Origin of the sequence: Vibrio sp. FF145 (assembly GCF_041439075.1) — a bacterium.
Classification (GTDB): domain Bacteria; phylum Pseudomonadota; class Gammaproteobacteria; order Enterobacterales; family Vibrionaceae; genus Vibrio; species Vibrio tasmaniensis_A.
This window is the reverse complement of record NZ_JBGONH010000018.1, coordinates 24816-48893: the sequence shown is the minus strand read 5'-3', so window position 1 is coordinate 48893 and position 24078 is coordinate 24816. Positions and strand designations below refer to the sequence as shown.

General features: G+C 44.9%; 19 protein-coding genes. 7 read left to right on the top strand and 12 right to left on the bottom strand.

What is annotated here, in order from left to right:
* Positions 1-13 precede the first annotated feature (13 nt).
* From ACED42_RS08995 to ACED42_RS08965, 7 genes are all read left to right on the top strand, one after another.
* Positions 14-1426 carry an FAD-dependent oxidoreductase gene (locus ACED42_RS08995; RefSeq protein ID WP_029225425.1) on the top strand — a complete coding sequence of 471 codons (1413 nt, stop codon included), beginning with the start codon at positions 14-16 and terminating at the stop codon, positions 1424-1426.
* Between the two features lie 170 nt (positions 1427-1596).
* Positions 1597-2025 carry a DUF1499 domain-containing protein gene (locus ACED42_RS08990; RefSeq protein ID WP_017080251.1) on the top strand — a complete coding sequence of 143 codons (429 nt, stop codon included), beginning with the start codon at positions 1597-1599 and terminating at the stop codon, positions 2023-2025.
* A gap of 127 nt (positions 2026-2152) precedes the next feature.
* On the top strand, positions 2153-2848 hold the full coding sequence (gene mtnN / locus ACED42_RS08985) for a 5'-methylthioadenosine/S-adenosylhomocysteine nucleosidase (RefSeq protein ID WP_017090520.1): 696 nt from the start codon (positions 2153-2155) through the stop codon (positions 2846-2848).
* A 10-nt stretch (positions 2849-2858) separates the two neighbouring features.
* Positions 2859-3812 (top strand): cobalamin biosynthesis family protein, encoded by a 954-nt coding sequence (locus ACED42_RS08980; protein WP_371702224.1) that lies wholly within the window; start codon positions 2859-2861, stop codon positions 3810-3812.
* Position 3813: 1 nt separating this feature from the next.
* Positions 3814-4683: a vitamin B12 ABC transporter substrate-binding protein BtuF gene (btuF, locus tag ACED42_RS08975; RefSeq protein WP_009848397.1), complete on the top strand. Its 870-nt coding sequence runs from the start codon at positions 3814-3816 to the stop codon at positions 4681-4683.
* A 74-nt stretch (positions 4684-4757) separates the two neighbouring features.
* Positions 4758-5375, top strand: a complete 618-nt coding sequence (locus ACED42_RS08970; RefSeq protein WP_009848396.1) for a TRIC cation channel family protein — start codon at positions 4758-4760, stop codon at positions 5373-5375.
* Between the two features lie 205 nt (positions 5376-5580).
* Entirely contained in the window at positions 5581-6426 is an 846-nt protein-coding gene (locus tag ACED42_RS08965; protein WP_102257735.1) for a LysR family transcriptional regulator, read from the top strand.
* On the opposite strand, the gene ACED42_RS08960 is transcribed toward ACED42_RS08965, so the two are convergent.
* The 12 genes from ACED42_RS08960 to murG all read right to left on the bottom strand — a co-directional run bounded on the left by ACED42_RS08960 (position 6377) and on the right by murG (position 24066).
* Positions 6377-7156, bottom strand: a complete 780-nt coding sequence (locus tag ACED42_RS08960) for a TSUP family transporter (RefSeq protein ID WP_009848394.1) — start codon at positions 7154-7156, stop codon at positions 6377-6379. The genes ACED42_RS08965 and ACED42_RS08960 overlap by 50 nt on opposite strands.
* 206 nt (positions 7157-7362) lie before the next feature.
* On the bottom strand, positions 7363-10593 hold the full coding sequence (carB, locus tag ACED42_RS08955) for a carbamoyl-phosphate synthase large subunit (protein ID WP_009848393.1): 3231 nt from the start codon (positions 10591-10593) through the stop codon (positions 7363-7365).
* Positions 10594-10609: 16 nt separating this feature from the next.
* Entirely contained in the window at positions 10610-11782 is a 1173-nt protein-coding gene (gene carA, locus ACED42_RS08950) for a glutamine-hydrolyzing carbamoyl-phosphate synthase small subunit (RefSeq protein WP_371702220.1), read from the bottom strand.
* Between the two features lie 503 nt (positions 11783-12285).
* The gene (gene dapB, locus ACED42_RS08945; protein ID WP_020477212.1) at positions 12286-13110 is read right to left on the bottom strand and encodes a 4-hydroxy-tetrahydrodipicolinate reductase; all 825 of its coding nucleotides are present in this window, start codon (positions 13108-13110) and stop codon (positions 12286-12288) included.
* 92 nt (positions 13111-13202) lie between these two features.
* Positions 13203-13601, bottom strand: a complete 399-nt coding sequence (gene mutT, locus ACED42_RS08940; RefSeq protein WP_009848390.1) for an 8-oxo-dGTP diphosphatase MutT — start codon at positions 13599-13601, stop codon at positions 13203-13205.
* Positions 13602-13908: 307 nt separating this feature from the next.
* The gene (secA, locus tag ACED42_RS08935; protein ID WP_009848389.1) at positions 13909-16635 is read right to left on the bottom strand and encodes a preprotein translocase subunit SecA; all 2727 of its coding nucleotides are present in this window, start codon (positions 16633-16635) and stop codon (positions 13909-13911) included.
* Between the two features lie 388 nt (positions 16636-17023).
* Positions 17024-17941: a UDP-3-O-acyl-N-acetylglucosamine deacetylase gene (gene lpxC, locus ACED42_RS08930; protein WP_009848388.1), complete on the bottom strand. Its 918-nt coding sequence runs from the start codon at positions 17939-17941 to the stop codon at positions 17024-17026.
* A gap of 96 nt (positions 17942-18037) precedes the next feature.
* Complete coding sequence (gene ftsZ, locus ACED42_RS08925) at positions 18038-19267, bottom strand: cell division protein FtsZ (protein ID WP_012603216.1); 1230 nt, start codon at positions 19265-19267, stop codon at positions 18038-18040.
* A 31-nt stretch (positions 19268-19298) separates the two neighbouring features.
* A complete protein-coding gene (gene ftsA, locus ACED42_RS08920) occupies positions 19299-20567 on the bottom strand; it encodes a cell division protein FtsA (RefSeq protein WP_004729844.1) in 1269 nt (422 codons plus the stop codon).
* Positions 20560-21339, bottom strand: a complete 780-nt coding sequence (locus ACED42_RS08915) for a cell division protein FtsQ/DivIB (protein ID WP_065680328.1) — start codon at positions 21337-21339, stop codon at positions 20560-20562. The genes ftsA and ACED42_RS08915 overlap by 8 nt, the downstream gene beginning before the upstream one ends.
* 191 nt (positions 21340-21530) lie before the next feature.
* On the bottom strand, positions 21531-22991 hold the full coding sequence (murC, locus tag ACED42_RS08910) for a UDP-N-acetylmuramate--L-alanine ligase (protein WP_012603213.1): 1461 nt from the start codon (positions 22989-22991) through the stop codon (positions 21531-21533).
* 13 nt (positions 22992-23004) lie between these two features.
* Complete coding sequence (murG, locus tag ACED42_RS08905) at positions 23005-24066, bottom strand: undecaprenyldiphospho-muramoylpentapeptide beta-N-acetylglucosaminyltransferase (RefSeq protein WP_102250321.1); 1062 nt, start codon at positions 24064-24066, stop codon at positions 23005-23007.
* Positions 24067-24078: the final 12 nt, after the last annotated feature.

Below are 24078 nucleotides of genomic sequence, written 5' to 3'. Positions count from 1 at the left end.
GAAGGAGCCAATAATGAGCCAGAATGTATACCAATTTATTGATGTGAATCGCGTAGATCCAGCGAAAAAGCCAATCAAAATACGTAAGATTGAGTTTGTAGAGATCTACGAACCTTTCACTAAGCAACAAGCCAAAGCGCAAGCTGACCGTTGTTTAGACTGTGGTAACCCTTACTGTGAATGGAAATGTCCAGTTCATAACTACATCCCTCAGTGGCTTAAGCTTGCCAATGAAGGGCGCATTATCGAAGCCGCTGAACTGTCTCACCAAACCAACAGCTTACCTGAGGTGTGTGGACGAGTTTGTCCTCAGGATCGACTGTGCGAGGGATCTTGTACCCTCAACGATGATTTCGGCGCAGTAACCATCGGCAACATTGAAAAATACATCAATGACAAAGCGTTTGAGATGGGCTGGAAGCCAGACATGTCTCACGTTGAATGGACCGACAAAAAGGTCGCGATCATCGGCGCAGGCCCAGCAGGTCTTGCAGCAGCTGATATCTTAGTTCGAAACGGTGTGAAGGCCGTGGTATTTGACCGCTACCCTGAGATCGGTGGCCTGCTGACGTTTGGTATCCCATCGTTCAAGCTTGAGAAAGGCATCATGGAAAACCGTCGCCGTATCTTTAGTGGTATGGGGGTCGAATTTAAAATGAATACCGAAGTCGGCAAAGACGTTCAACTACAACAACTTGTCGATGATTATGATGCCGTTTTCTTAGGTGTCGGCACCTATAAAAATATGCGTGCTGGATTAGACAACGAAGAAGCTCCGGGCGTTTATGATGCCCTACCATTTCTTGTTTCCAATACCTACAAGGTCATGGAACTGGATAACCCAACGCCATTCATCGACATGAAAGGCAAGAAAGTAGTCGTGCTTGGTGGTGGTGATACTGCAATGGACTGTGTCCGAACGTCGATTCGTCAACACGCTGCTAATGTTGTTTGTGCTTATCGCCGAGATGAAGCGAACATGCCGGGCTCTCGCCGAGAGGTGAAAAATGCGAAAGAGGAAGGCGTGAAGTTCATGTTCAACCTTCAACCATTAGCACTGGAAACCGATTCATCCGGTCATGTGACTGGCGTTAAAGTGATGAAAACAGCCTTGGGTGAACCAGATGAGGCAGGCCGCCGTCGCCCTGAACCGGTTGAAGGCAGTGAGCATGTTCTTGAGGCTGATGCCGTGATCATGGCATTTGGTTTCCAACCTCATGCAATGGAATGGCTAGAACCATTTGGTGTAGAGCTCGACCAATGGGGTCGCATCAAGGCTCCCGGCAAACAAGAGTTTCAATACCAAACCACCAACAGCAAGATATTCGCTGGTGGCGATGCCGTTCGAGGCTCTGACTTAGTGGTAACCGCTATCGATGAAGGCCGTAAAGCCGCAGAAGGGATCTTGGATTACCTAGAAGTGTGATTGGGTTTCCTTTATTACTCAGTTCGTTACTATAAAAAAGGATCCAATTATGGATCCTTTTTTGAATTAGATTCGTTTATCACAAGCATCACGAAAATACGTAAAACAATTACAAATAAGCCAATACCGATAACTACAATAAGAATTAAAAACAAGCCATAGGAAACACTATGAAAAAAGCCGCTCTCCTTTCTCTATCTCTTTTGACTTTAACCGCTTGTAGCCAAGGAATCACGGACATGAAAGACAGAACTTCATCACCTTGTGGAGACAAACCAAACTGCGTATCAACTCAAGATGACCGTGAACAACATACATTGGCCACGTTTGAGTTATCAGATTCAGCAAACTTAGATGCGATTGAGCAGGTTGCGCTAACCTTACCGGGATCGAAAACCGCTAGTAAAACAGAAGATTACCTGCGTGTTGAATGTACTTCTCGCATCATGCGCTTTGTCGATGACTTAGAACTTAAGATCACTGATGGCAAACTGATCGTGCGTTCAGAGTCTCGTACTGGTCACTCTGATTTTGGCGTAAACCGAAAGCGTGCTGAACAACTTCGCGCTAGCTTAAAAAGCGAAGGCCTGATCAAATAGATAAAAGATTACGCAGATAAATCGCTGCTATTCGGATGAGAAGTGCCTCTGGGCAGTCGCTCGACACTTCTTATCCATGCTACAATTTCGCTCTACTGTTTAAATATTATTTATTAAGAGACTACACATGAAAATCGGCATCATTGGCGCAATGGAGCAAGAAGTTGCGATCCTAAAGGCAGCAATTTCAGACATTACTGAAGTTAATAAAGGCGGTTGTACCTTTTTCTCTGGTCAGATAAATGGTGTTGACGTTGTTTTGCTTCAATCAGGCATTGGTAAAGTAGCCGCTGCAGTGGGTACTTCAATCCTACTAAGCGAATACCAACCAGACGTAGTACTAAACACGGGCTCTGCTGGCGGTTTTGATTCAACACTGAACCTTGGCGATGTGGTTATCTCAACTGAAGTTCGTCACCACGATGCAGATGTTACAGCTTTCGGTTACGAAATCGGCCAAATGGCAGGTCAACCTGCAGCGTTCAAAGCGGACGACAAATTGATGGCTGTTGCTGAACAAGCACTAGCGCAAATGGAAGATAAGCACGCTGTTCGCGGTCTTATCTGTACTGGCGACGCATTTGTTTGCACAGCAGAACGCCAAGAGTTCATCCGCAAGCACTTCCCATCTGTCGTTGCTGTAGAGATGGAAGCATCTGCTATCGCTCAAGCTTGTCACCAATTCCAAGTACCATTCGTGGTTGTTCGTGCAATCTCTGACGTTGCAGACAAAGAATCACCAATGAGCTTCGAAGAGTTCCTGCCACTAGCAGCACAAAGCTCTTCTGAGATGGTTATCAAAATGGTTGCCCTACTAAAGTAAACGACTAGACATGCAAACACTGTTTGATCAGGTATTTGCAAATGGCGTGCTCCTTGTAATGTGGGGAGCACTGCTTTTTCATTTAATTTTACCTATCCCCCATGCCGCACATCCCACGACCTTATGGCATAAGTTTGCTGAACTTTTAGCAACCAAGGTTAATAACAATCAAAATTATTCCCAAAGCTTAATCTCAGGCACTTTAGCTTGGGGGGTAATGGTCTTGCCGGCTCTGGTTATCCTATTGGCGCTGCAGCCACTGGTTTGGCAATCACAACTGTTTGAATTAGCGCTGTTGTTACTCGCTATTGATTGGCGTAACAATGAAAAGTTGGCAAATCAGTTGATCAAAGCACTTGGCCGAGAAGATAAAGCCGCGGCTCGCCAGTTACTGGCTCCGATTGTTAACCGTCAAACTGAATCACTGTCATCACTTGGACTTGGCAAAGCCGCGGCTGAAACTATCATCATGGGTTACGCTCGTAATGTGGTTTGTGTTTTATTCTGGTACGCCATTGGTGGTGGAATCGCCGCGTTAATGTATCGCCTGATTGTTGAGTTAGCGCGTGCATGGTCACCAAGTCGAAAGCGATTTTCTCCATTTGGATCAACGGCAATCAAGATTGTCGCTATCCTAGAATTCATACCAATGCGCTTGTTTGCCTTGATGATTGTATGTGGCGATAAAGCGTCTCACACATTCAAGATGATGCTCGTTCAGAGTCGCTCTTGGCCATTGCCCGGCCCTGCATGGTTGATTACAGCTGTCGGCAACAAGCTTGAGCTGTCACTGGGCGGTCCTGCGATTTACGACAACACCAAAGCTATTCGAGCAAAATTAGGCGGCAGAGTCGCCCCTTCAGTGCTGCACTTGTCTCAAGTTCAAAAACTGCTGTTTGGTCGCATCGCTATCTGGATATTTTTACAAAGCCTAATCTTACTATTTGTTCACCAAGGGATTTAGAGTGAAACCATCAGCACTTGTTACAAGCCTTACTATTTTGTCTTCCAGCTTATGGCTGCCTTTATCATTTGCAGAAGAAGCACTACTGATTTCAGAAAAAGTTCAACCTGCTCAACGTGTGGTTAGCCTTGCTCCTCATGCCACTGAACTCGCATACAGCGCTGGTTTAGGTGATAAGCTTGTTGCGGTGAGTGAGCGAAGTGATTATCCACTACAAGCTGACAAGCTAGAGAAAGTGGCGAATTACCAAGGTATCAAGGTTGAGAAGATCATCGCCCTGCAACCGGATCTCATTCTCGCATGGCCAGCTGGAAACCCGCCCAGAGAACTCGCGAAACTGGAGCAATTTGGTTTTAATATTTATTACTCAAAAACCAAGAGCCTAGATAACATCGCGACCAATATTGAGCAACTTAGCCAATTCGCAAGCGATCCAAGTATTGGCGAAAATAACGCTCAACAATACAGAGAGCAGCTCAACGCGTTGAGACTAAAATACAAAGATGCCGAGCCAGTAAACTACTTCTACCAACTCAGTGAGAAGCCGATCATCACTGTTGCTCAAGGACACTGGCCAAGTGAGGTGTTTGAGTTTTGTGGTGGCCACAATATTTTCGAAGACAGTGCTTCCCCTTACCCGCAAGTTGGCATTGAACAAGTTGTGTTAAGGAAGCCGCAAGTGATCTTCACTTCTCAGCACGCAATTGAGAATGGAACCATGTGGCAAACTTGGGAAGATGAGATCCCGGCAGTTGCTCAAAATCAGATTTGGTCACTTAATTCTGACTGGATTAATCGCCCGACAACAAGAACTTTGAAAGCAATCCAACAAGTGTGCGATTTCTTCGATAGAGCTAGGCAAAATCACTAACTATTTGCAGCGTTTTTTCGTACAATTCGCCACCGACCTGTCCCTACAATTTTAACTATAAGAGCACCAGTATCATGGACTCCATGCTGCTTTATATTATCGATTTATTTGGCACCGCCATCTTTGCCGTCTCAGGCGTATTTGTCGCTGGCCGTCTTAAGATGGATCCCTTTGGCGTAGCCGTTCTAGGCAGTGTAACCGCGATTGGCGGCGGTACTATTCGTGACATGGCACTAGGAGCAACTCCCGTGTTTTGGATCACCGATACCACCTACCTTTGGGTTATCATCACCACCTGTTTGCTGACCATGATTATAGTAAGACGTCCAAAGCGTCTGGCTTGGTGGATATTGCCGGTATGTGATGCGATCGGCTTAGCGGTGTTTGTTGGTATTGGTGTAGAAAAAGCACTGATTTATCAAGACTCGGCATTAGTGGCCATTATCATGGGTGTTATCACAGGCTGTGGTGGCGGTATTATCCGTGACGTGCTTGCACGCGAAGTGCCAATGATTCTAAGAAGTGAAGTCTATGCGACCGCTTGTATCATTGGTGGTACTTTCCATACCATGGCGCTCAACATGGGACACGACTCAGAAACCGCCTTTTTGGCCGGCGTCTTCACGACACTATTGATTAGGCTTGGCGCTATTCGTTGGCACTTATCACTGCCAACCTTTGCTATCAAATAAGCTATCGTTACAAAGTGAAAGGCTCCGCAAAGGAGTCTTTTTTAATCCAGCTCGTTCTGCAATCCATTCTAATGCTCTCGTGACACTTTGCGTTCACAATTTAAAATACCTAACTGAGTTCAAACCTTTAGTTTCAAATCTAGAGAATGAATGTTGTTTGAGGTAAGTTGAAACAATCATTCCCAACTTTCATGAATATCACTCAATGTTACTCGAAGGAATCGAAACTCTATTGGTGCTGAGTAAAGCAAAAACCATGAGCCGCACAGGCAGTTTGCTTTATATCAGCCAATCAGCGGTCAGCAAACGGATTGCGAATTTAGAAAAGAAGCTAGGTAAAAAGCTCATCGAGCCGAGTGGCCGACAGATAAAACTGACGCCGGATGCGATTGCATTAATCGAGAGCATAGGCCCTACATTCAATGAACTTAGAGGGCTTATTTATGAACAGCAAGAGTTGGAAGATACCACTCTCATTACTTTAGATAGCTCTAAGTCTCTGATAGCGGGTTATTTAGGTGAGATGATGGGCCAATTTATCCAGCAAGATAAATACATCACCATCACCACTAACCATACACCAAGAATTATCGAGCGAGTGCAGTCTGGTAAGGCGACCTTGGGGTTGTGTGCTGGCTTACTGCCGCCGCATCATGGATTGATGACCTTCCATCTATTTGATGAGCCGTTTTACATAGTGAGTAAGTCGCCGCTAACGGAGCTTCCTCCATTGGTGATTACCAACGATATGACCAACCCTGCCAACTCTTATCAGCTCTCAGTGTTAGAAAAGTTTGGTATTAAACCCTTGATGGAGATGGATGCCTATACCGCAGCAGCCCAGCTAGCGCTAGGAGGAACGGGGCCGGCTTTGATCCCGCTTTCTATCGTAAAAACACTCAACATTAAGCCTCAATACCTGTTTAGCTTTCCCGAATTGCAAGGATTGATTAGACCGATTCATATCTGTGTGAGACCAAACAGCTATCAATCTCCGCGAGTTAAAATACTGATAGAATCCATTGTTGATGCTGTTCCCAAAGCAGTTTAGACGCCATTAACATCGACATCACGATCACAAGAGGGCGAATCCATTTCTGCCCTTTTGTTACCACTACTTTAGCGCCAAGTTGAGCGCCCATAAAACCACCAACTGCCATCACTAATCCTAATTCCCAAATTGGCAAGCCAGCTAAAATAAAGAAGATCAATGCGGCTATATTCGATGTGAAGTTAAGTATCTTGGTGCGTGCCGTTGCATCCACTAAAGAGAAGTGACCGATAGCGACAAAACATACCGTGAAAATTGAACCTGTTCCTGGGCCAAAAAAGCCATCGTAGAAGCCAACTCCGCCACCAATACACAAAGCAAACATCGCCTCAGAGATCTTCTGCTTTCCTTCAGACGCTCTAGTTTGGGGTGCTAACAGGAAATAGAGAGAGATAGCGATAAGCAGCAGCGGTATCACGCTAGTCAGTAAACTCGCATCAATGTGCTGGACTAACTCGGCACCAATTGCAGAGCCAATAAAAGTACAAAAGATCGCGAGGCGCATCTCTTTAATACTAACGATGCCGTTGCGCACGAAATACCAACTGGCAGAAAAACTACCAAATGAGCTTTGAAGTTTATTGGTTGCCAGTGCTTGCGTTGGTGGCACTCCGGCCGCTAGCAATGCAGGTAGAGTCAACAATCCACCGCCGCCAGCCATTGCATCAATAAAGCCTGCCGCCGTTGCAACAACAAACAAGATAGCCAATATTTCTAGAGTGATTTCCATATACCCAACGCCTTAAATTCTCGTATAGCGACAAGTTACCACTCACGGCAGATGAGCAATAACGAAACACAAGATTGTAACCTATTCCAAATATTCATCATTTAGCCATCACCAGATTTTCACCAGATAACAGACATAAAAAAGCCCACTCCGAAGAGTGGGCTTTGAGCATTTATATCCGCTTAACAGCGATACGCGTTAGTCTATTAAGCTAGAGAAGCTTTAACTTGTGCGTGTAGCTCTTGAACTGAAGTTACTGACGTTTTTGCGTCTGCAGTGTGCGCCATACAAGTCGCGAATGCTGCGTTTAGCGTAGTCGTGTAGTTCACTTTCTCAGCCAATGCGCCACGACGAAGAACTTTAGAATCTTCAATCGCTTGACGGCCAGCCGCAGTGTTCACGATGTACGTGTACTCGTTGTTCTTGATACGGTCAAGAATGTGAGGACGACCTTCGTGTACCTTGTTTACTAGACGTGGGTTAATGCCCGCTTCGCCAAGGATAACAGCTGTACCGTGAGTTGCGTCTAGCTGGTAACCAAGCTTAGATAGCTTAGATGCTAGGTCAACAACACGCTCTTTGTCGCCTTCGCGAACAGAAAGCAATGCACGACCACCTTCAGGGTAGATGTGACCACAACCCAATTCAGCTTTAGAGTATGCTTCAGCAAACGTTGCGCCAACACCCATAACTTCACCAGTAGAGCGCATTTCTGGGCCTAACAGTGGATCAACACCAGGGAATTTGTTGAACGGAAGAACAACCTCTTTCACTGAGTAGTAAGGTGGGATGATTTCTTTCGTAAAGCCTTGAGACTCTAACGATTGACCTGCCATCACACGAGCTGCAATCTTAGCGACTGCTGCGCCTGTTGCTTTCGATACGAACGGCACTGTACGTGCTGCACGAGGGTTAACCTCGATTAGGTACACTTGGTTGTTCTTAACAGCAAACTGCGTATTCATTAGACCACGAACACCCAACTCGAACGCTAGCTTTTCAACTTGCTCACGCATTACGTCTTGGATTTCTTGGCTTAACGTGTAAGCCGGAAGAGAACATGCTGAGTCACCTGAGTGAACACCCGCTTGCTCGATATGCTCCATGATACCCGCAATAACAACACGCTCACCGTCACAAATCGCATCAACGTCCACTTCAACAGCATCGTCTAGGAAGCTATCAAGTAGTACTGGAGATTCGTTTGAAACGCTAACTGCTTCGTTGAAGTAGCGGCGTAAGTCTTGCTCGTCGTATACGATTTCCATCGCTCGACCACCAAGAACATAAGAAGGACGAACAACCAGTGGGAAGCCGATTTCGCGAGATTTCTCTACCGCTTGCTCCATTGTTGTTACTGTCGCGTTTTCTGGTTGTAGAAGACCAAGACGGTCAACAGCAACTTGGAAACGCTCACGGTCTTCTGCACGGTCGATTGCGTCTGGGCTAGTACCAATGATTGGTACGCCAGCAGCTTCAAGCTCACGAGCCAGTTTCAGTGGTGTTTGACCACCGTACTGAACGATAACGCCTTTTGGCTTCTCAACACGAACGATTGCTAGTACGTCTTCCAGAGTTACTGGTTCAAAGTACAGACGGTCAGACGTATCATAGTCTGTCGAAACTGTCTCAGGGTTACAGTTAACCATGATTGTTTCGTAGCCATCTTCACGTAGTGCTAGAGATGCATGTACACAACAGTAATCGAATTCAATACCTTGGCCGATACGGTTTGGACCGCCGCCTAAGATCATGATTTTCTCTTTGTCTGTTGGGTTCGACTCACATTCATCATCGTAAGATGAGTACATGTAAGCCGTATCAGAAGAGAACTCAGCCGCACAAGTATCTACACGCTTGTAGACTGGGTGAATATCGTATTGGTCACGTAGACGACGGATTTCGCTTTCTGCTACACCTAGAATCTTAGATAGGCGAGCATCAGCAAAACCTTTACGCTTAAGCTTCATTAGCTCGTCTTTATTCAGACCAGCAAAGCCTTTCGCTTTGAGTTCTTGCTCTAGTTTTACGATGTCTTCGATTTGAACTAGGAACCAACGGTCAATTTGCGTTAGGTTGAATACACCATCAACTGACATACCAGCACGGAAAGCATCTGCGATGTACCAAATACGGTCAGAACCAGCTTCTTTAAGCTCATGGCGAATCGTCGTTAGTGCGTCAGGTGCATCTAGGTCGACCATTTCGTCAAAACCAGTTGCGCCAACTTCTAGACCGCGAAGTGCTTTCTGTAGAGATTCTTGTTGGTTACGGCCGATAGCCATAACTTCACCAACCGACTTCATTTGAGTCGTTAGACGGTCGTTAGCACCTGCAAACTTCTCGAAGTTAAAACGAGGAATCTTAGTTACTACGTAATCGATTGTTGGTTCGAATGATGCTGGCGTTGCGCCACCAGTGATGTCATTCATTAGCTCGTCTAGCGTAAAGCCAACAGCCAGTTTCGCTGCAATCTTAGCGATTGGGAAACCTGTTGCTTTAGAAGCAAGTGCAGAAGAACGAGATACACGTGGGTTCATCTCGATAATAACCATACGGCCATCTTTCGGGTTAATACCAAACTGTACGTTTGAGCCACCCGTTTCAACACCAATCTCACGCAGTACCGCTAGAGAAGCGTTACGCATTAGTTGGTATTCTTTGTCTGTTAGCGTTTGAGCAGGAGCCACGGTGATCGAGTCACCAGTGTGAATACCCATTGGGTCAAAGTTTTCAATCGCACATACGATGATGCAGTTGTCGTTCTTGTCGCGAACCACTTCCATCTCATACTCTTTCCAACCGATAAGTGACTCATCGATTAGAAGTTCGTTGGTTGGAGAAAGATCCAGACCACGACGACAAATTTCTTCAAATTCTTCTTTGTTATAAGCGATACCACCGCCTGTACCACCCATCGTAAACGATGGACGAATGATACAAGGGAAACCAACCATTTCTTGAACTTTGTAAGCTTCTTCCATCGTTTTCGCTGTATCAGCCGTTGGACACTCAAGACCAATAGCTTTCATTGCTTTATCAAAACGAGAGCGGTCTTCAGCTTTATCGATAGCGTCAGCAGTTGCGCCAATCATCTCTACGCCGAACTCTTCAAGTACGCCGTATTTTTCTAAATCTAACGCACAGTTAAGTGCAGTTTGGCCGCCCATTGTCGGTAGAACTGCATCAGGCTTCTCTTTAGCGATGATGTTACGAACCACTTCCCATTGGATAGGTTCGATGTAAGTCGCATCAGCCATGTCTGGGTCAGTCATGATTGTCGCTGGGTTCGAGTTTACAAGAATAACTCGGTAACCTTCTTCGCGAAGTGCTTTACAAGCTTGAGCACCAGAGTAATCAAACTCACATGCTTGACCGATAACAATCGGACCAGCACCTAGAATTAGAACACTTTTAATGTCAGTACGTTTTGGCATTATCTACTACTCCGGATTACGCTTTGTCTTGTTTGTTTGCAACAGACTGGTTAATTAATTCAATGAAGTGGTCGAATAGCGGCGCCGCATCTTCTGGACCTGGACTTGCTTCTGGGTGACCTTGGAAGCTAAATGCTGGTTTGTCTGTACGGTGGATACCTTGTAGAGAACCATCAAATAGAGACTTATGAGTCGCTCGTAATGTCTCTGGAAGCGTATCTTCGTCAGCAGCAAAGCCGTGGTTTTGTGAAGTAATCATCACAACATCACGTTCTAAATCTTTAACCGGGTGGTTTGCACCGTGGTGACCAAACTTCATTTTCACTGTCTTAGCGCCTGACGCAAGAGCAAGAATCTGGTGACCTAGACAGATACCAAAGATTGGTAAACCTTTTTCTAGGAACACTTTTGTTGCTTCAATTGCGTAAGTACATGGTTCTGGGTCACCAGGGCCATTTGAAAGGAAAACACCGTCTGGGTTCAGAGCAAGTACTTCTTCAGCAGAAGTTTCAGCAGGAACAACCGTTAGGCGGCAGCCGCGGTCAACAAGCATTCGTAAGATGTTTCGTTTTGCACCGAAGTCATAAGCAACAACGTGGTATGGCAATTCAGAGTCTGCTTTCGCTTCAGGAAGTCCACCCGTAAGCGTCCACGAACCTTGTTTCCATTGATACGCTTCTTTTGTTGTAACTTCTTTCGCAAGGTCCATACCTTTCAGGCCAGGGAATTCTTTTGCTTTAGCTAGAGCCAAAGCTTCGTCTAAATTTCCATCATTTACTGAAGAGCCAGCTACGATACAACCGTTCTGTGCGCCTTTTTCACGAAGAATACGCGTCAGCTTACGAGTATCGATATCAGCGATACCAACAACGTTTTGCGACTTAAGGTAATCAGAAAGAGATTGTTCATTACGGAAGTTAGAAGCGATTAGAGGGAGATCGCGAATCACAAGGCCTTGAGCGTGGATTGAAGAAGATTCTTCGTCTTCGGAATTGGTTCCGGTATTGCCAATGTGAGGGTAAGTAAGGGTAACGATTTGTTGAGAATAGGAAGGATCAGTGAGGATTTCTTGGTACCCCGTCATCGAGGTATTAAAAACGACTTCACCAACTGCAGAACCTACAGCGCCAATGGCTTCACCGTGAAATACTGTCCCATCTTCTAGGACGAGTAGTGCTGACTTCTTCAAGACAACCTCCAGAAATAAAAATGCATTAAAATTGATTTAATTTGCAAATCTACCTTCCTGCAACACCAAAAACTGCGTGTTTATGGAAATTAGACAAATTGGCGGTATTTTAGTGATCTGCGTGATACGTGTCAACATTTAACGCAAAAGAAATTAAACATTTGTAATAACTAATTCAATTTCTCCCATCAAAGCTTCAAAAGTTCAACTTTCATACTCAATTAATAGGAATATTACGATTTTCTAATTTTCGCCCGTCATTTTCACCCACCATTAGGTGGCAAAAATATCACCAACAAAACGCAATCGATAAATACAATGAGTAAACACGTAGATTTAAAGCTTTAAATCAAAAATAAGAGTCAAGCGGTGATAAACAACAACTAAATACAGTTCTAATCAGGAAAATCGGAGAATAAGAAGAAAGTGACCAAGAGGAGTTTAAGTAGAAAAAAGGGGTAAATAAAGAAAGCGCCGGCAATTGCCAGCGCATAAATATCTATTTACAGATCGTTTAAACCAAGGACGTCTGTCATGGTATAAAAGCCTGCTGGCTTATCATTTAGCCAAACAGCTGCCTTGATTGCGCCATTAGCAAAGGTCATTCTATCCGTGGCTTTATGGGTAATTTCAACGCGCTCACCAATATCAGCAAACATTGCGGTATGCTCGCCAATGATGTCACCGGCACGGATTGTCGCAAAACCAATCTCATCTTTTGTACGCTCGCCCGTAATGCCTTCGCGTGACCATACAGCGACATCGTTTAGCTCATTGCCCATCGCACCAGCGATCGCTTCACCCATGCCGATCGCAGTACCTGACGGCGCATCGACTTTATGACGGTGGTGAGCCTCTACGATTTCAACATCACAGTAATCGCCCATCACTTTAGCGGCCTTCTCTAACAGCTTAAAAACCAAGTTCACGCCAACGCTATAGTTCGGTGCCATTACGATAGCCATTTCTTTTGAAGCCGCATCGATAACCTGCTTTTCTTCTTCAGAGAAACCCGTAGTGCCGATGATCAGTTTTTTACCGTGACGTTTACAAAGTTCAATATTCGCTAATGTGCTTACAGGTGCGGTAAAGTCGACGATCACGTCAAACTGTTCAATCGCTTTCGAAAGGTCATCAACTAGAGCCACATCAAAACGACCTTCACCGCATAACTCGCCGACGTCAACACCGACCAAAGATGATTCTGGACGTTCTGAACCAGCACCAACGCTTGCTTCTGAATTATGGTGAGCGGCTTTCACCAAGTTACGACCCATACGGCCAGCTGCTCCTGCAATTGCAATTCTTACCACTGCGAATATCTCCATTGTTTTGGTTACCGTTGCCACTTATCTCTTGCAGCAACGTTCAATCGATTAATCTCTTTAAACTAACAACAATCTCAAACTCAGGCTAGCAATTACGAAAACTCTTTTATTACTCGCTCTAAAATTGGCACGTTTGCTTCGGGGAAGGCGTATTGACTCAATGATTCAAGATCGACCCATTCACCTTGTTGACCTTCTTTACCATAAGGCTGTTGCTCGAATTCGGTCACAAGGATGAAATCAAACTTAAGTGACTTATCCGTATAGTCAAACTCAAGGTGTTCAAACAAAGTCTGTTCTGTCACCTTAATACCAATCTCTTCATCAAGCTCACGAGTCATTGCTTGTTCGATGGTTTCGCCCGCTTCAACCTTGCCACCTGGAAATTCCCAAAAACCGCCTTTGTGTTTATCGTCTGGGCGCTTAGTGATAAATACCTGTGACTTATCTTGATTGAAGATGATGCCCGCTACAATGTGGATTCTTTTCATATGATGGTGTTCCTTCTATGTTCCTAGCGTCATTCCCTACAATGAGGAACGAATTAGATAGGGAATCTGCTCTTTTGTTAGTTCGAAAGATCCCCGATTCGCTCGTCCCTCACTCTCGATGATGACGCTATCGAAACCTTATTATTTTCACATACAAAAAGAGCCGCCTAAGCGACTCTTTTTATCAATAAGTTTGTGTGAAGCTAAGCTGTGACGTGGTGAGTGCAAGGAGGAGGCACGGAGCTTACGTTAGTAAGTGAGTACCTCCGACACTACAATCATCCGTTACAGCAACGATTCACCAGACTTAGTCTATTTTACCGTGACACTGTTTGTACTTCTTACCACTTCCACATGGACATGGTTCGTTACGACCCACTTTACGCTCATCGCGTACTACCGTTTGTGGAGATGCCGCATCCGCTTCATCGTCAGCTAGCTGGTTTTCAGCCGTTGCATGTTGTGCTTGTGCACGACGCGCCGCTTGTTCAGCTTGAGCTTGACGTTGAGCTTCCATCTTTTCAACTTCTTCTTGTTGCTGAACACGAACTTTAGAAAGGATGGTCACAACGTCTGTTTTCAGTACATCTAGTAGGCCTTCAAACAGTTCAAACGACTCGCGCTTATACTCTTGTTTCGGGTTCTTCTGAGCATAACCACGTAAGTGGATACCTTGACGAAGGTGATCCATCGCAGCCAAGTGCTCTTTCCAAAGGCCGTCTAGCGTTTGTAGCATCACAGACTTCTCGAAGTTACGCAGTACTTGAGCACCAACCACTTCTTCTTTCTGTTTGTAAGAATCAACCGCCATACCAAGAATGCGCTCACGCAATGCTTCTTCATAAAGCTTGTCGTCTTCGTCTAACCAACCTTGAATGTCAAAGTCTAGATCGAAGTCATTCTTCAGACGATCTTGCAGACCCGCAATATCCCACATATCTTCAAGAGACTGAGGAGCGATGTATTCATCAATAACTGACGCCAGTACATCTTCACGGTTGTGTTCGATCATTTCACTGATGTCATCTGAACTCATCAGTTCATCACGTAGCTCATAAACAACCTTACGTTGGTCATTGGCTACATCATCGTACTCAAGAAGCTGCTTACGGATGTCGAAGTTACGACCTTCCACTTTACGTTGTGCTTTTTCAATTGAGCGAGACAGCATCTTAGATTCAATCGCTTCGCCTTCGTCCATACCACTTTGGATAAGACCAGCCATACGATCAGACGTAAATATACGTAGTAGAGAATCTTCCATTGATAGGTAGAAACGAGAAGAACCCGCATCACCTTGACGACCAGAACGACCACGTAGCTGGTTATCGATACGGCGAGATTCATGACGCTCAGTACCAATGATGTGCAGACCACCTGACTCAAGTACTTTATCGTGAATGATTCTCCAATCAGCTTTGATCTTCTCGATCTGCTCTTTGGTTGGGTTCTCTATCTTCTCAAGTTGTGCCTGCCAGCTACCACCTAGCACGATATCGGTACCACGACCGGCCATGTTAGTTGCGATAGTTACCGCACCAGGCATACCAGCTTGTGCAACGATCTCAGCTTCCATTTCATGAAACTTAGCATTTAGAACGTTGTGCTTAATTTTTGATTTTTTCAATGCGTTAGACAGCAGTTCAGATTTCTCGATAGAAACTGTACCAACCAGTGATGGCTGACCAGCCGCTACACGGTCTTTGATGTCTTCAATGATCGCATTGAACTTGTCTTCTTCAGTACGATAAACCACATCTGGCATATCGTTACGAACCATAGGCTTGTTGGTTGGGATAACCACCGTTTCTAGGCCGTAGATAGACTGGAATTCGAACGCTTCTGTATCAGCAGTACCTGTCATACCTGACAGTTTTTCATACAGACGGAAGAAATTCTGGAATGTGATCGATGCTAGCGTTTGGTTTTCATTTTGAATCTTCACACCTTCTTTAGCTTCAACAGCTTGGTGTAAACCTTCAGACCAACGACGACCTGGCATAGTACGACCAGTATGTTCATCAACGATAACCACTTCGCCTTCTTCAGTAACGATGTAGTCGACGTTTTTCTCAAACAATACGTGTGCACGAAGCGCAGCATTCACATGGTGCAATAGGCTGATATTGGTTGGAGAGTAAAGTGTGTCACCCTCTTCCATCAAGCCGTTTTTGACCATTAGTTCTTCTACAAATTCTTGACCGTTTTCAGTCAGGTGAACCTGTTTTGATTTTTCGTCCATGGTGTAGTGACCTTCACCACGGTACTCTTCTGAATCTTCTTTATCTTGACGCTCTAGAGAAGGAATTAGAGTGTTAATGCGCGTATAAAGGTCAGAACTATCTTCAGCTGGGCCAGAGATAATTAACGGAGTACGAGCTTCATCAATTAAGATTGAGTCAACCTCATCGACTACAGCGAAGAAGCGCTCACGTTGAACTCGGTCTTCAGCACGAAAAGCCATGTTGTCACGAAGGTAATCAAAACCAAACTCGTTGTTTGTTCCGTATAGGATGTCAGCTTGGTACGCTTCTTTTTTCTCTGGCGGAGCCATGTTTGCCACATTCACGCCAACAGTCATGCCAAGGAATTCAAATAATGGACGGTTTGTTTCCGCATCACGCTTCGCTAGGTAATCGTTCACCGTTATTACGTGCACACCTTTGCTTGGTAGCGCGTTTAGATAAGCTGGTAGGGTTGCGGTAAGTGTCTTACCTTCACCAGTACGCATCTCTGCAATTTGGCCAGCATTTAGAACCATGCCACCAATCATTTGCACGTCAAAATGACGCATGCCGTAAACACGCTTCGACGCTTCACGTACCGTAGCGAATGCTTCAGGTAGAAGTTGATCTAACGATTCACCTTTATCTAAGCGCTCGCGAAACTCAACCGTTTTTGCTTTTAGCTCATCGTCTGAAAGAGCTTCAAACGTTGGTTCGAAGTTATTAATTTCTTTTACAATTTTTCTAAGGCGGCGCAGTGTTCTGTCATTGCGACTGCCAATTACCTTTGTCAGCAGCTTAGTAATCATGTGCTTGGAATCTCTTCGTTCTCAGATCGTCCGCGATCTATTTTAAATGCCGTCAGTCTCTACTAGCTATAAACTAGTCTTTAGTTACTAACCAAGGATACTGAGATAAATCTAGTATCTTTGATATTGTACTTGAGAGTAGAGTTTTCAAGGCTTTCGTTAAAATTAATGCCCTCTAGTGTAAGTAATTTTCACACCAACGACCATTTATAACCCCATTTGTTTGATGTGCTTGGTACTTTTCTTTCTAATTGTTGATGGATTAGCCAGACTGTAGCCAAATACTAGACAACTTTTAAATACTGACGACACTGTATCTGGAAAATAGATACAAAAAAACCAGGTCAATGACCTGGTTTTCAAAATCTTATATTGTCGTAAACAACAATTACGCTAGAACCATTCCTGGTTCGGCAAACGCAACAGGAGAACCAACTTCTTCTTCGAATGTTGCCCATTCCCAAGCTTCTGCATCAGCAAGTACTGCGCGTAGTAGTTGATTATTTAGGCCGTGACCTGATTTGTATGCACGGAACTCACCGATAATAGCGTGTCCACACATGTAAAGGTCACCAATCGCATCTAGCACTTTATGCGTTACGAACTCGTTTTCGAAACGTAGACCTTCTTCATTAAGAATTCGGTATTCGTCTAGTACTATTGCGCAATCAAAGCTACCACCCAAACACAAGTTTTGTGATTGTAGATATTCAATATCACGCATGAAGCCGAAGGTACGAGCACGAGAAATTTCTTTCACAAAGCCTTGTGAAGAAAAATCAAACAACAGGTGCTGTTCATCAGATTCAATTGCTGGATGGTTGAATTCGATTTCGAAGTCCATACGGAAGCCGTTAAATGGCACAAACTCTGCCCACTTATCGCCATCTTCAAAACGGATTGGCTTTTTGATTCGAATAAAACGTTTCGCTGCATTCAGTGTTTCTACACCCGCTTGCTGTAGCAAGTATACGAATGGGCTTGCGCTACCATCCATAATTGGGATCTCTGGTGCATCGACTTCAACAATAATGTTGTCGATACCCATACCCGCTAGAGCTGCGTTAAGGTGTTCCACTGTAGAGATACGTACGCCTTCGTCATTAACAAGAGCAGTACATAACATAGTGTCACGAACTGACGCTGGATCAGCTGGGAAATCTACAGGTGGATTTACATCTGTACGACGATAAACAATACCTGTATTTGCAGCTGCCGGGCGAAGAGTAAGTGTGACTTTACGACCAGAGTGGAGACCCACACCAGTTGTTTTCACAATTTCTTTCAGAGTACGTTGTCTGATCATCTGCTTGCCTCGTTATCAGTGCTACAAATCACGGTCAGTATTTACCGACCGCGAATTTTACCATTAATTCGACGATAGTCAAACTTTGGGTATTTGTTAATCAGCCTGACGTCGTAAGAATGCCGGAATATCTAAGTATCCACTCTCTTTCTCAGCTTTAGGTGCTGCACTTTGGCTAGCGCCTGTACCTGAAGAAACAGGTGACGTTGTTGGCTGCGGCTTAACTTGAGGTTTTACCTCAGTTTTTTCTTGCAATGGTTGTGCCACTTTATCTTCCACTTTTGGTGCAGTTTGAGCCGCGACCTGTGGTTGAGGAGTTGGTGCAACCTTAGCTTTACCACCAGCAACTAATGTAATGTCTGGTTTTTTCTCTGTGCCGATACCTGTTGCTACAACAGTTACACGGATTTCATCCGTCATATCAGGGTCTAGAGAAGTACCAATCACAACTGTTGCGTTATCAGATGCGAATGCCTTAACTGTATTACCTACTGTTTCGAATTCATCTAAGCGCATATCTAGGCCTGCTGTGATGTTCACAAGAACGCCACGAGCACCAGCTAGGTCGATGTCTTCTAGTAGTGGGCTAGAAATTGCCGTTTCAGCAGCTTCTTCAGCACGGTCTTCGCCTTTTGCGATACCGCTACCCATCATTGCATGACCCATCTCTGACATTACGGTGCGAACATCCGCGAAATCGACGTTAATCATACCTGGGCGAGTAATTAGCTCAGCGATACCTTGTACAGCATTTTTAAGTACATCATTTGCACTTGCGAAAGCTTCTAGCAGAGTGACGCCGCGGCCAAGTACCTTAAGTAGCTTTTCATTTGGAATCGTAATTAAAGAATCCACATGCTTAGACAGCTCTTCGATACCTTGCTCAGCAAACGCTAAACGCTTTTTGCCTTCGAAGCTAAATGGCTTAGTTACAACAGCAACCGTTAGCACACCCAGCTCTTTCGCAACTTCAGCAATAACTGGAGCAGCACCTGTACCCGTACCACCGCCCATACCAGCTGCGATAAATACCATATCGGCGCCAGTTAGAACTTCTTTAATTCTTTCTCGATCTTCGAGAGCTGCATCACGGCCTACTTGTGGGTTTGCACCAGCGCCCAAACCTTTAGTGATATCACCACCAATTTGGATCACGCTGCTAACGCTTGTTTTACGAAGTGCTTGTGCATCAGTGTTAACACTGATGAATTCTACACCTTCGATTGATTCACGTACCATGTGCTCAACAGCGTTACCGCCACCGCCACCAACTCCAACGACTTTAATTACTGCATCGTCAGACATTTCCATCATCGGTTCAAACATGTGTTATCTCCGTTTTTTCCTGCAACTCAGGTTAAAACTCTTTTTGTATCCAATTACGCAATTTACCAAATAAACCAGACATAGAAGGTGCTGAACGCTTAGGTTCGCTGTAATCACCTTCATCGCTGATCTGACAATCTCTTGCGTAATGAAGTAAACCAACCGCCGTAGAATGATACGGCTCTTTAACATAGTCGGTTAAACCACTAACTTCTAACGGCTTACCAACTCGAACTTGATTGCGGAAAACACGTTCCGCACACTCTACCAATCCGTCAATTTGTGCCGCTCCACCAGTGAGAACGACGCCAGCTGCAAGGTGGTGTTTAATACCTTCATCTCGTAGCTGTAATTGAACCGTATCAATAGTTTGGTTAACGAGCCCCATAAGTTCAGTGTAACGTGGTTCAATCACTTCCGACAAAGTTTGTCTTTGCAAACTTCTCGATGGACGGCCACCTACACTAGGGACGTTAACAGAATCATCCTTGCTTACGAGTTCACTCAGAGCGCAACCATGGTTTACTTTTATCTCTTCAGCATCGCTCACTGGCGTGCCAAAAGCGAAGGCAATATCACTGGTTACTGCATTTCCTGCGTAGGAAAAGACTTCTGTGTGTCGCAGTGCGCCGCCAGTCCAAATGGAAATATCCATCGTACCAGCACCAATATCAACAACACAGACTCCAAGCTCTCTCTCGTCGTCAGTAATTACCGCATTACTTGAGGCAAGTCCTGAAAACACGATTTGTTCTACAGTGAGACCACATCGTTCAACAGCTTTAATAATGTTTCTCGCCATGTCGCTATGGCAAGAAATTAGGTGAACACTGACTTCCATTCGAACACCAGATAAACCAAGAGGGTTCTTAATCCCTTCTTGATAATCAATGGTAAATTCTTGTGGGATCACGTGCAGAATTCTCTGCTCATCACCTATTTTAATTGATTTCGCGGTATGGATCGCTCGATCCATATCGTCTTGAGACACTTCTTCATCAGAGATAGTGCCCATGCCTTTTTCAATTCGGCTTGCGATATGTTTACCCGATAGCGAGATAAATACATTGCTGATTTGGCATTCCGCCATCAACTCTGCTTGATCAATAGCTCGCTGAACCGACTTAACTACCGACTCTAGGTCGTTTACACCACCTTTATCCATACCTCTGGATGGGCTTTGCCCAGAACCAATGATATTGATTTGACCATCAGGCAATATTTCACCAACTAGAGCTGATATGGTCGCAGTGCCTATATCAAGACCAACGATTATGTTGTCATCTGCGGTCTTAGTCATCTGTACTCTCTTCTAACTCTTGCTCTGGAAACCAGCCTACAGCGGCTCCCGTATCGTACCTGAGGTCGATGTAGCTCACTTGATTCGCCTTACTACCTAATTCGTTGTAAAGCGAAATAAAGCGCTCAACACGCTCATCTAAAAAATCTTTACCTAATTCTAAACGAATACCGTTGTCTAGAATGATTTGCCAGGCGCGACGCTCATTGAGAACGAGCGAGGTAACGGTTAACCCTAGGCTGTTAATTAAAGGCGTTATCTGTCGCCACTTTTCAATCACTTGTTGGCTAGTGCCATCTGGACCGTAAAGTTTAACTCTATCACCCTTCAAAAGGCCAATATCACCATTAAACACCTGACCATCTTCATTCAACAGCATATTGCCATTCCAGATAGCTGCTGCATGATACTCAGTCAAAAATACTTTTATTGTGTCTGGCCACTGCTTACGAATCGAGACAACAGAAACCCAAGGCAACGCTTCTAAACTGTGTTGCAACACGCCAATATCTTGAGACATGAATGTTCCAATATGCTCTAGCTCGCTAAAGGCATGTTGAACATCACCAGCGGTTACATAAGTTAAGTCGCCTTGCAGTACTATTTTAGAGAGAGGCAATCGCTGATCGTCCCACATCCAAGTCAGTGTGGTATAGAAAAGAAATCCAATGAATAGCAATACCATGACAAAAAAAGACCCGCCTAAGGCGTGTTTCTTGAGCGACGGTAAACTGAATAGGTGGCGGTTTTCGCTAAAAGTACTTTCTACCAAAGCCCGCATTCCCTGTCGTTGGTTCGCAATTCTATTCCCTATCTTCGTAATAGAGGTAAAAGCACTTACTTTAACCTATGAATTATACTGAGCAAAACTAAACTATCAAACGTTGATAATAAGATTTTTGGTCAATTTTAGGTCAATCGCAAGAAGTGAGCGATTGACCACAGTCTGTAGACAGTATTCTGTTACGCGTTCTGCATCTTATTAATGTCTAACTGCAATGATTCCAACTGCTTCGCTACACGGCCAACGTCGCCCGCACCCTGCGTTAAAACAAGGTCACCGCCTTGAATTACGTTGGCTAAAGCCGATGGCAGTGCGTTGATATCGGCAACAAAGATTGGATCTATCTTACCACGCCCGCGAATAGTTCGACTTAATGAACGCCCGTCAGCCCCTGCAATAGGTTTCTCACCTGCAGAATAAACATCTAACAGAATTAGGACATCAACTTGTTCAAGAACGTTCGCAAAATCATCATACAGATCGCGAGTACGGCTATAACGGTGCGGTTGGAAGATCATAACAAGACGTTTATCAGTCCAGCCACTTCGTGCAGCTTGAATGGTTACGTCCACTTCGGTTGGGTGATGACCGTAATCATCAACCAGCATTGCAACACCTTTACCTGTTTCGTACTCACCTAGGTGATCGAAACGACGACCCGTGCCTTCGGTTCCCGCCATCGCTTTTAGAATCGCTTCATCGCTGATGTCATCTTCTGTTGCAACAGCAATCGCAGCGGATGCATTCAATGCATTGTGACGACCCGGAATGTTTAGCGTAATATCAAGGTTAGCTTTACCTTCACGTACCACCGTGAATTTGCCTTGCTGACCTTCTTGTACGTAGTTTTCAATACGGATATCAGCATCTTCTGAGAAGCCGTAAGTAATCACTTGGCGGCTAACCTGAGGTATAAGCTCACGCACTACAGGATCATCAACACACATCACAGCCTGGCCGTAGAATGGCAGGTTATGTAAGAAATCAATAAACGTCTGCTTCAGCGTTTCAAAATCGCCGCCGTAAGTGTCCATATGATCCGCTTCAATGTTAGTGACGATACTAACCATTGGTTGCAGATGTAAGAATGACGCATCACTTTCATCAGCTTCAGCGATAAGAATACGGCTCGAACCTAAACGTGCGTTAGTACCTGCACTTTTCACCAAACCACCGTTTACGAAGGTTGGATCTAGGCCTGCTTCAGAGTAAATCTGTGTCACTAGCGCAGTCGTGGTTGTTTTACCGTGTGTACCTGCCACAGCAATGCCGTGACGAAAACGCATCAGCTCAGCCAGCATTTCAGCACGACGTACGATCGGTGTGCGCGCTTCACGAGCAGCAATAATTTCTGGGTTTTCTTCGTTGATAGCGGTTGAAACCACCACAACACTTGCATCGGCAACGTTACTTGCTTGGTGACCAACGTAAACAGTAGCCCCCTTGCTAACTAAGCGTTCTGTCACTGGGTTTTGAGCAATATCAGAACCTGTGATCTGGTAGCCTTCATTAAGCAAGACTTCAGCAATCCCGCTCATTCCGGCACCACCAATACCAATGAAGTGGATAGATTTAACACGGCGCATCTCTGGCACCATTGCACGGATTTGCGCTAAGTCTTGGGTATGTTCAATCGTCATCAATTCAATCTCATTATTTTGCTAAAGCTTTGATCGCTTCAGCGACAGTCACATCAGCATCAAGCTTGGCGGCTTGACGAGCTTTTGTTGCCATCATTTTTAATTCATTTCTATCAAGCTGCGCGATAGTGTTCGCGAGTTTATCAGCCGTTAGTTGAGGCTGTTCAATCATTAACGCCGCGCCACATTCTACTAAATGATCGGCATTCAACGCTTGTTGTCTGTCTTTGTGCATAAACGGAACGAAAATAGAACCTACACCAGCAGCAGACACTTCAGATACGGTTAATGCACCAGAGCGACACACTAATAGATCTGCCCACTCATAAGCTTGCGCCACATCATCAATAAATTCAGTCACTTGAACATTATCTACAGAATGTGATTTGTATTGTTCAATCACTTGCTGTTGATTGTTCTTACCTGCTTGATGCACCACAGTGAAGCCTTCACCAAGCTGCGCCATCGTTACTGGCAAGGTATCGTTCAGGATTTTTGCGCCCTGACTACCGCCCATAACCAAGATGCGGATGTCACCATCACGCTCAGCCATGCGTTGCTCGGGTTCCGCTAAGGCAACAACATCTTCGCGTACTGGGTTACCCACCACTTCTGCGGTAGAAAACGCACCAGGAAAAGCTTGGAAAACCTTTTTAGCAATCTTAGACAGCCATTGGTTGGTTAAACCTGCCACTGCATTTTGTTCATGTAGAACCACTGGAATACCAGATAACCAAGCCGCGATACCCCCCGGGCCACTGACGTAACCACCCATGCCAAGCACCACATCAGGTTGCCATGCTTTAATATGTCGTCTGGCTTGAAGTATGGCATTAATAATCTGGAACGGCGCTTTAATTAGCTTGCTAATGCCTTGACCACGCAGGCCTTTCACCTTAATGAAGTCGATCTCAATACCATGCTTTGGCACCAGTTCCGCTTCCATTCGGTCCGCCGTTCCTAACCAGCGAATTTCCCAACCTTGTTGCTGAAGCTTTTTCGCCACCGCTAATCCAGGGAAAACGTGACCGCCAGTACCACCAGCCATCACTAAAAGTTTTTTGTTTTGTTTCATAACGTTAGATTC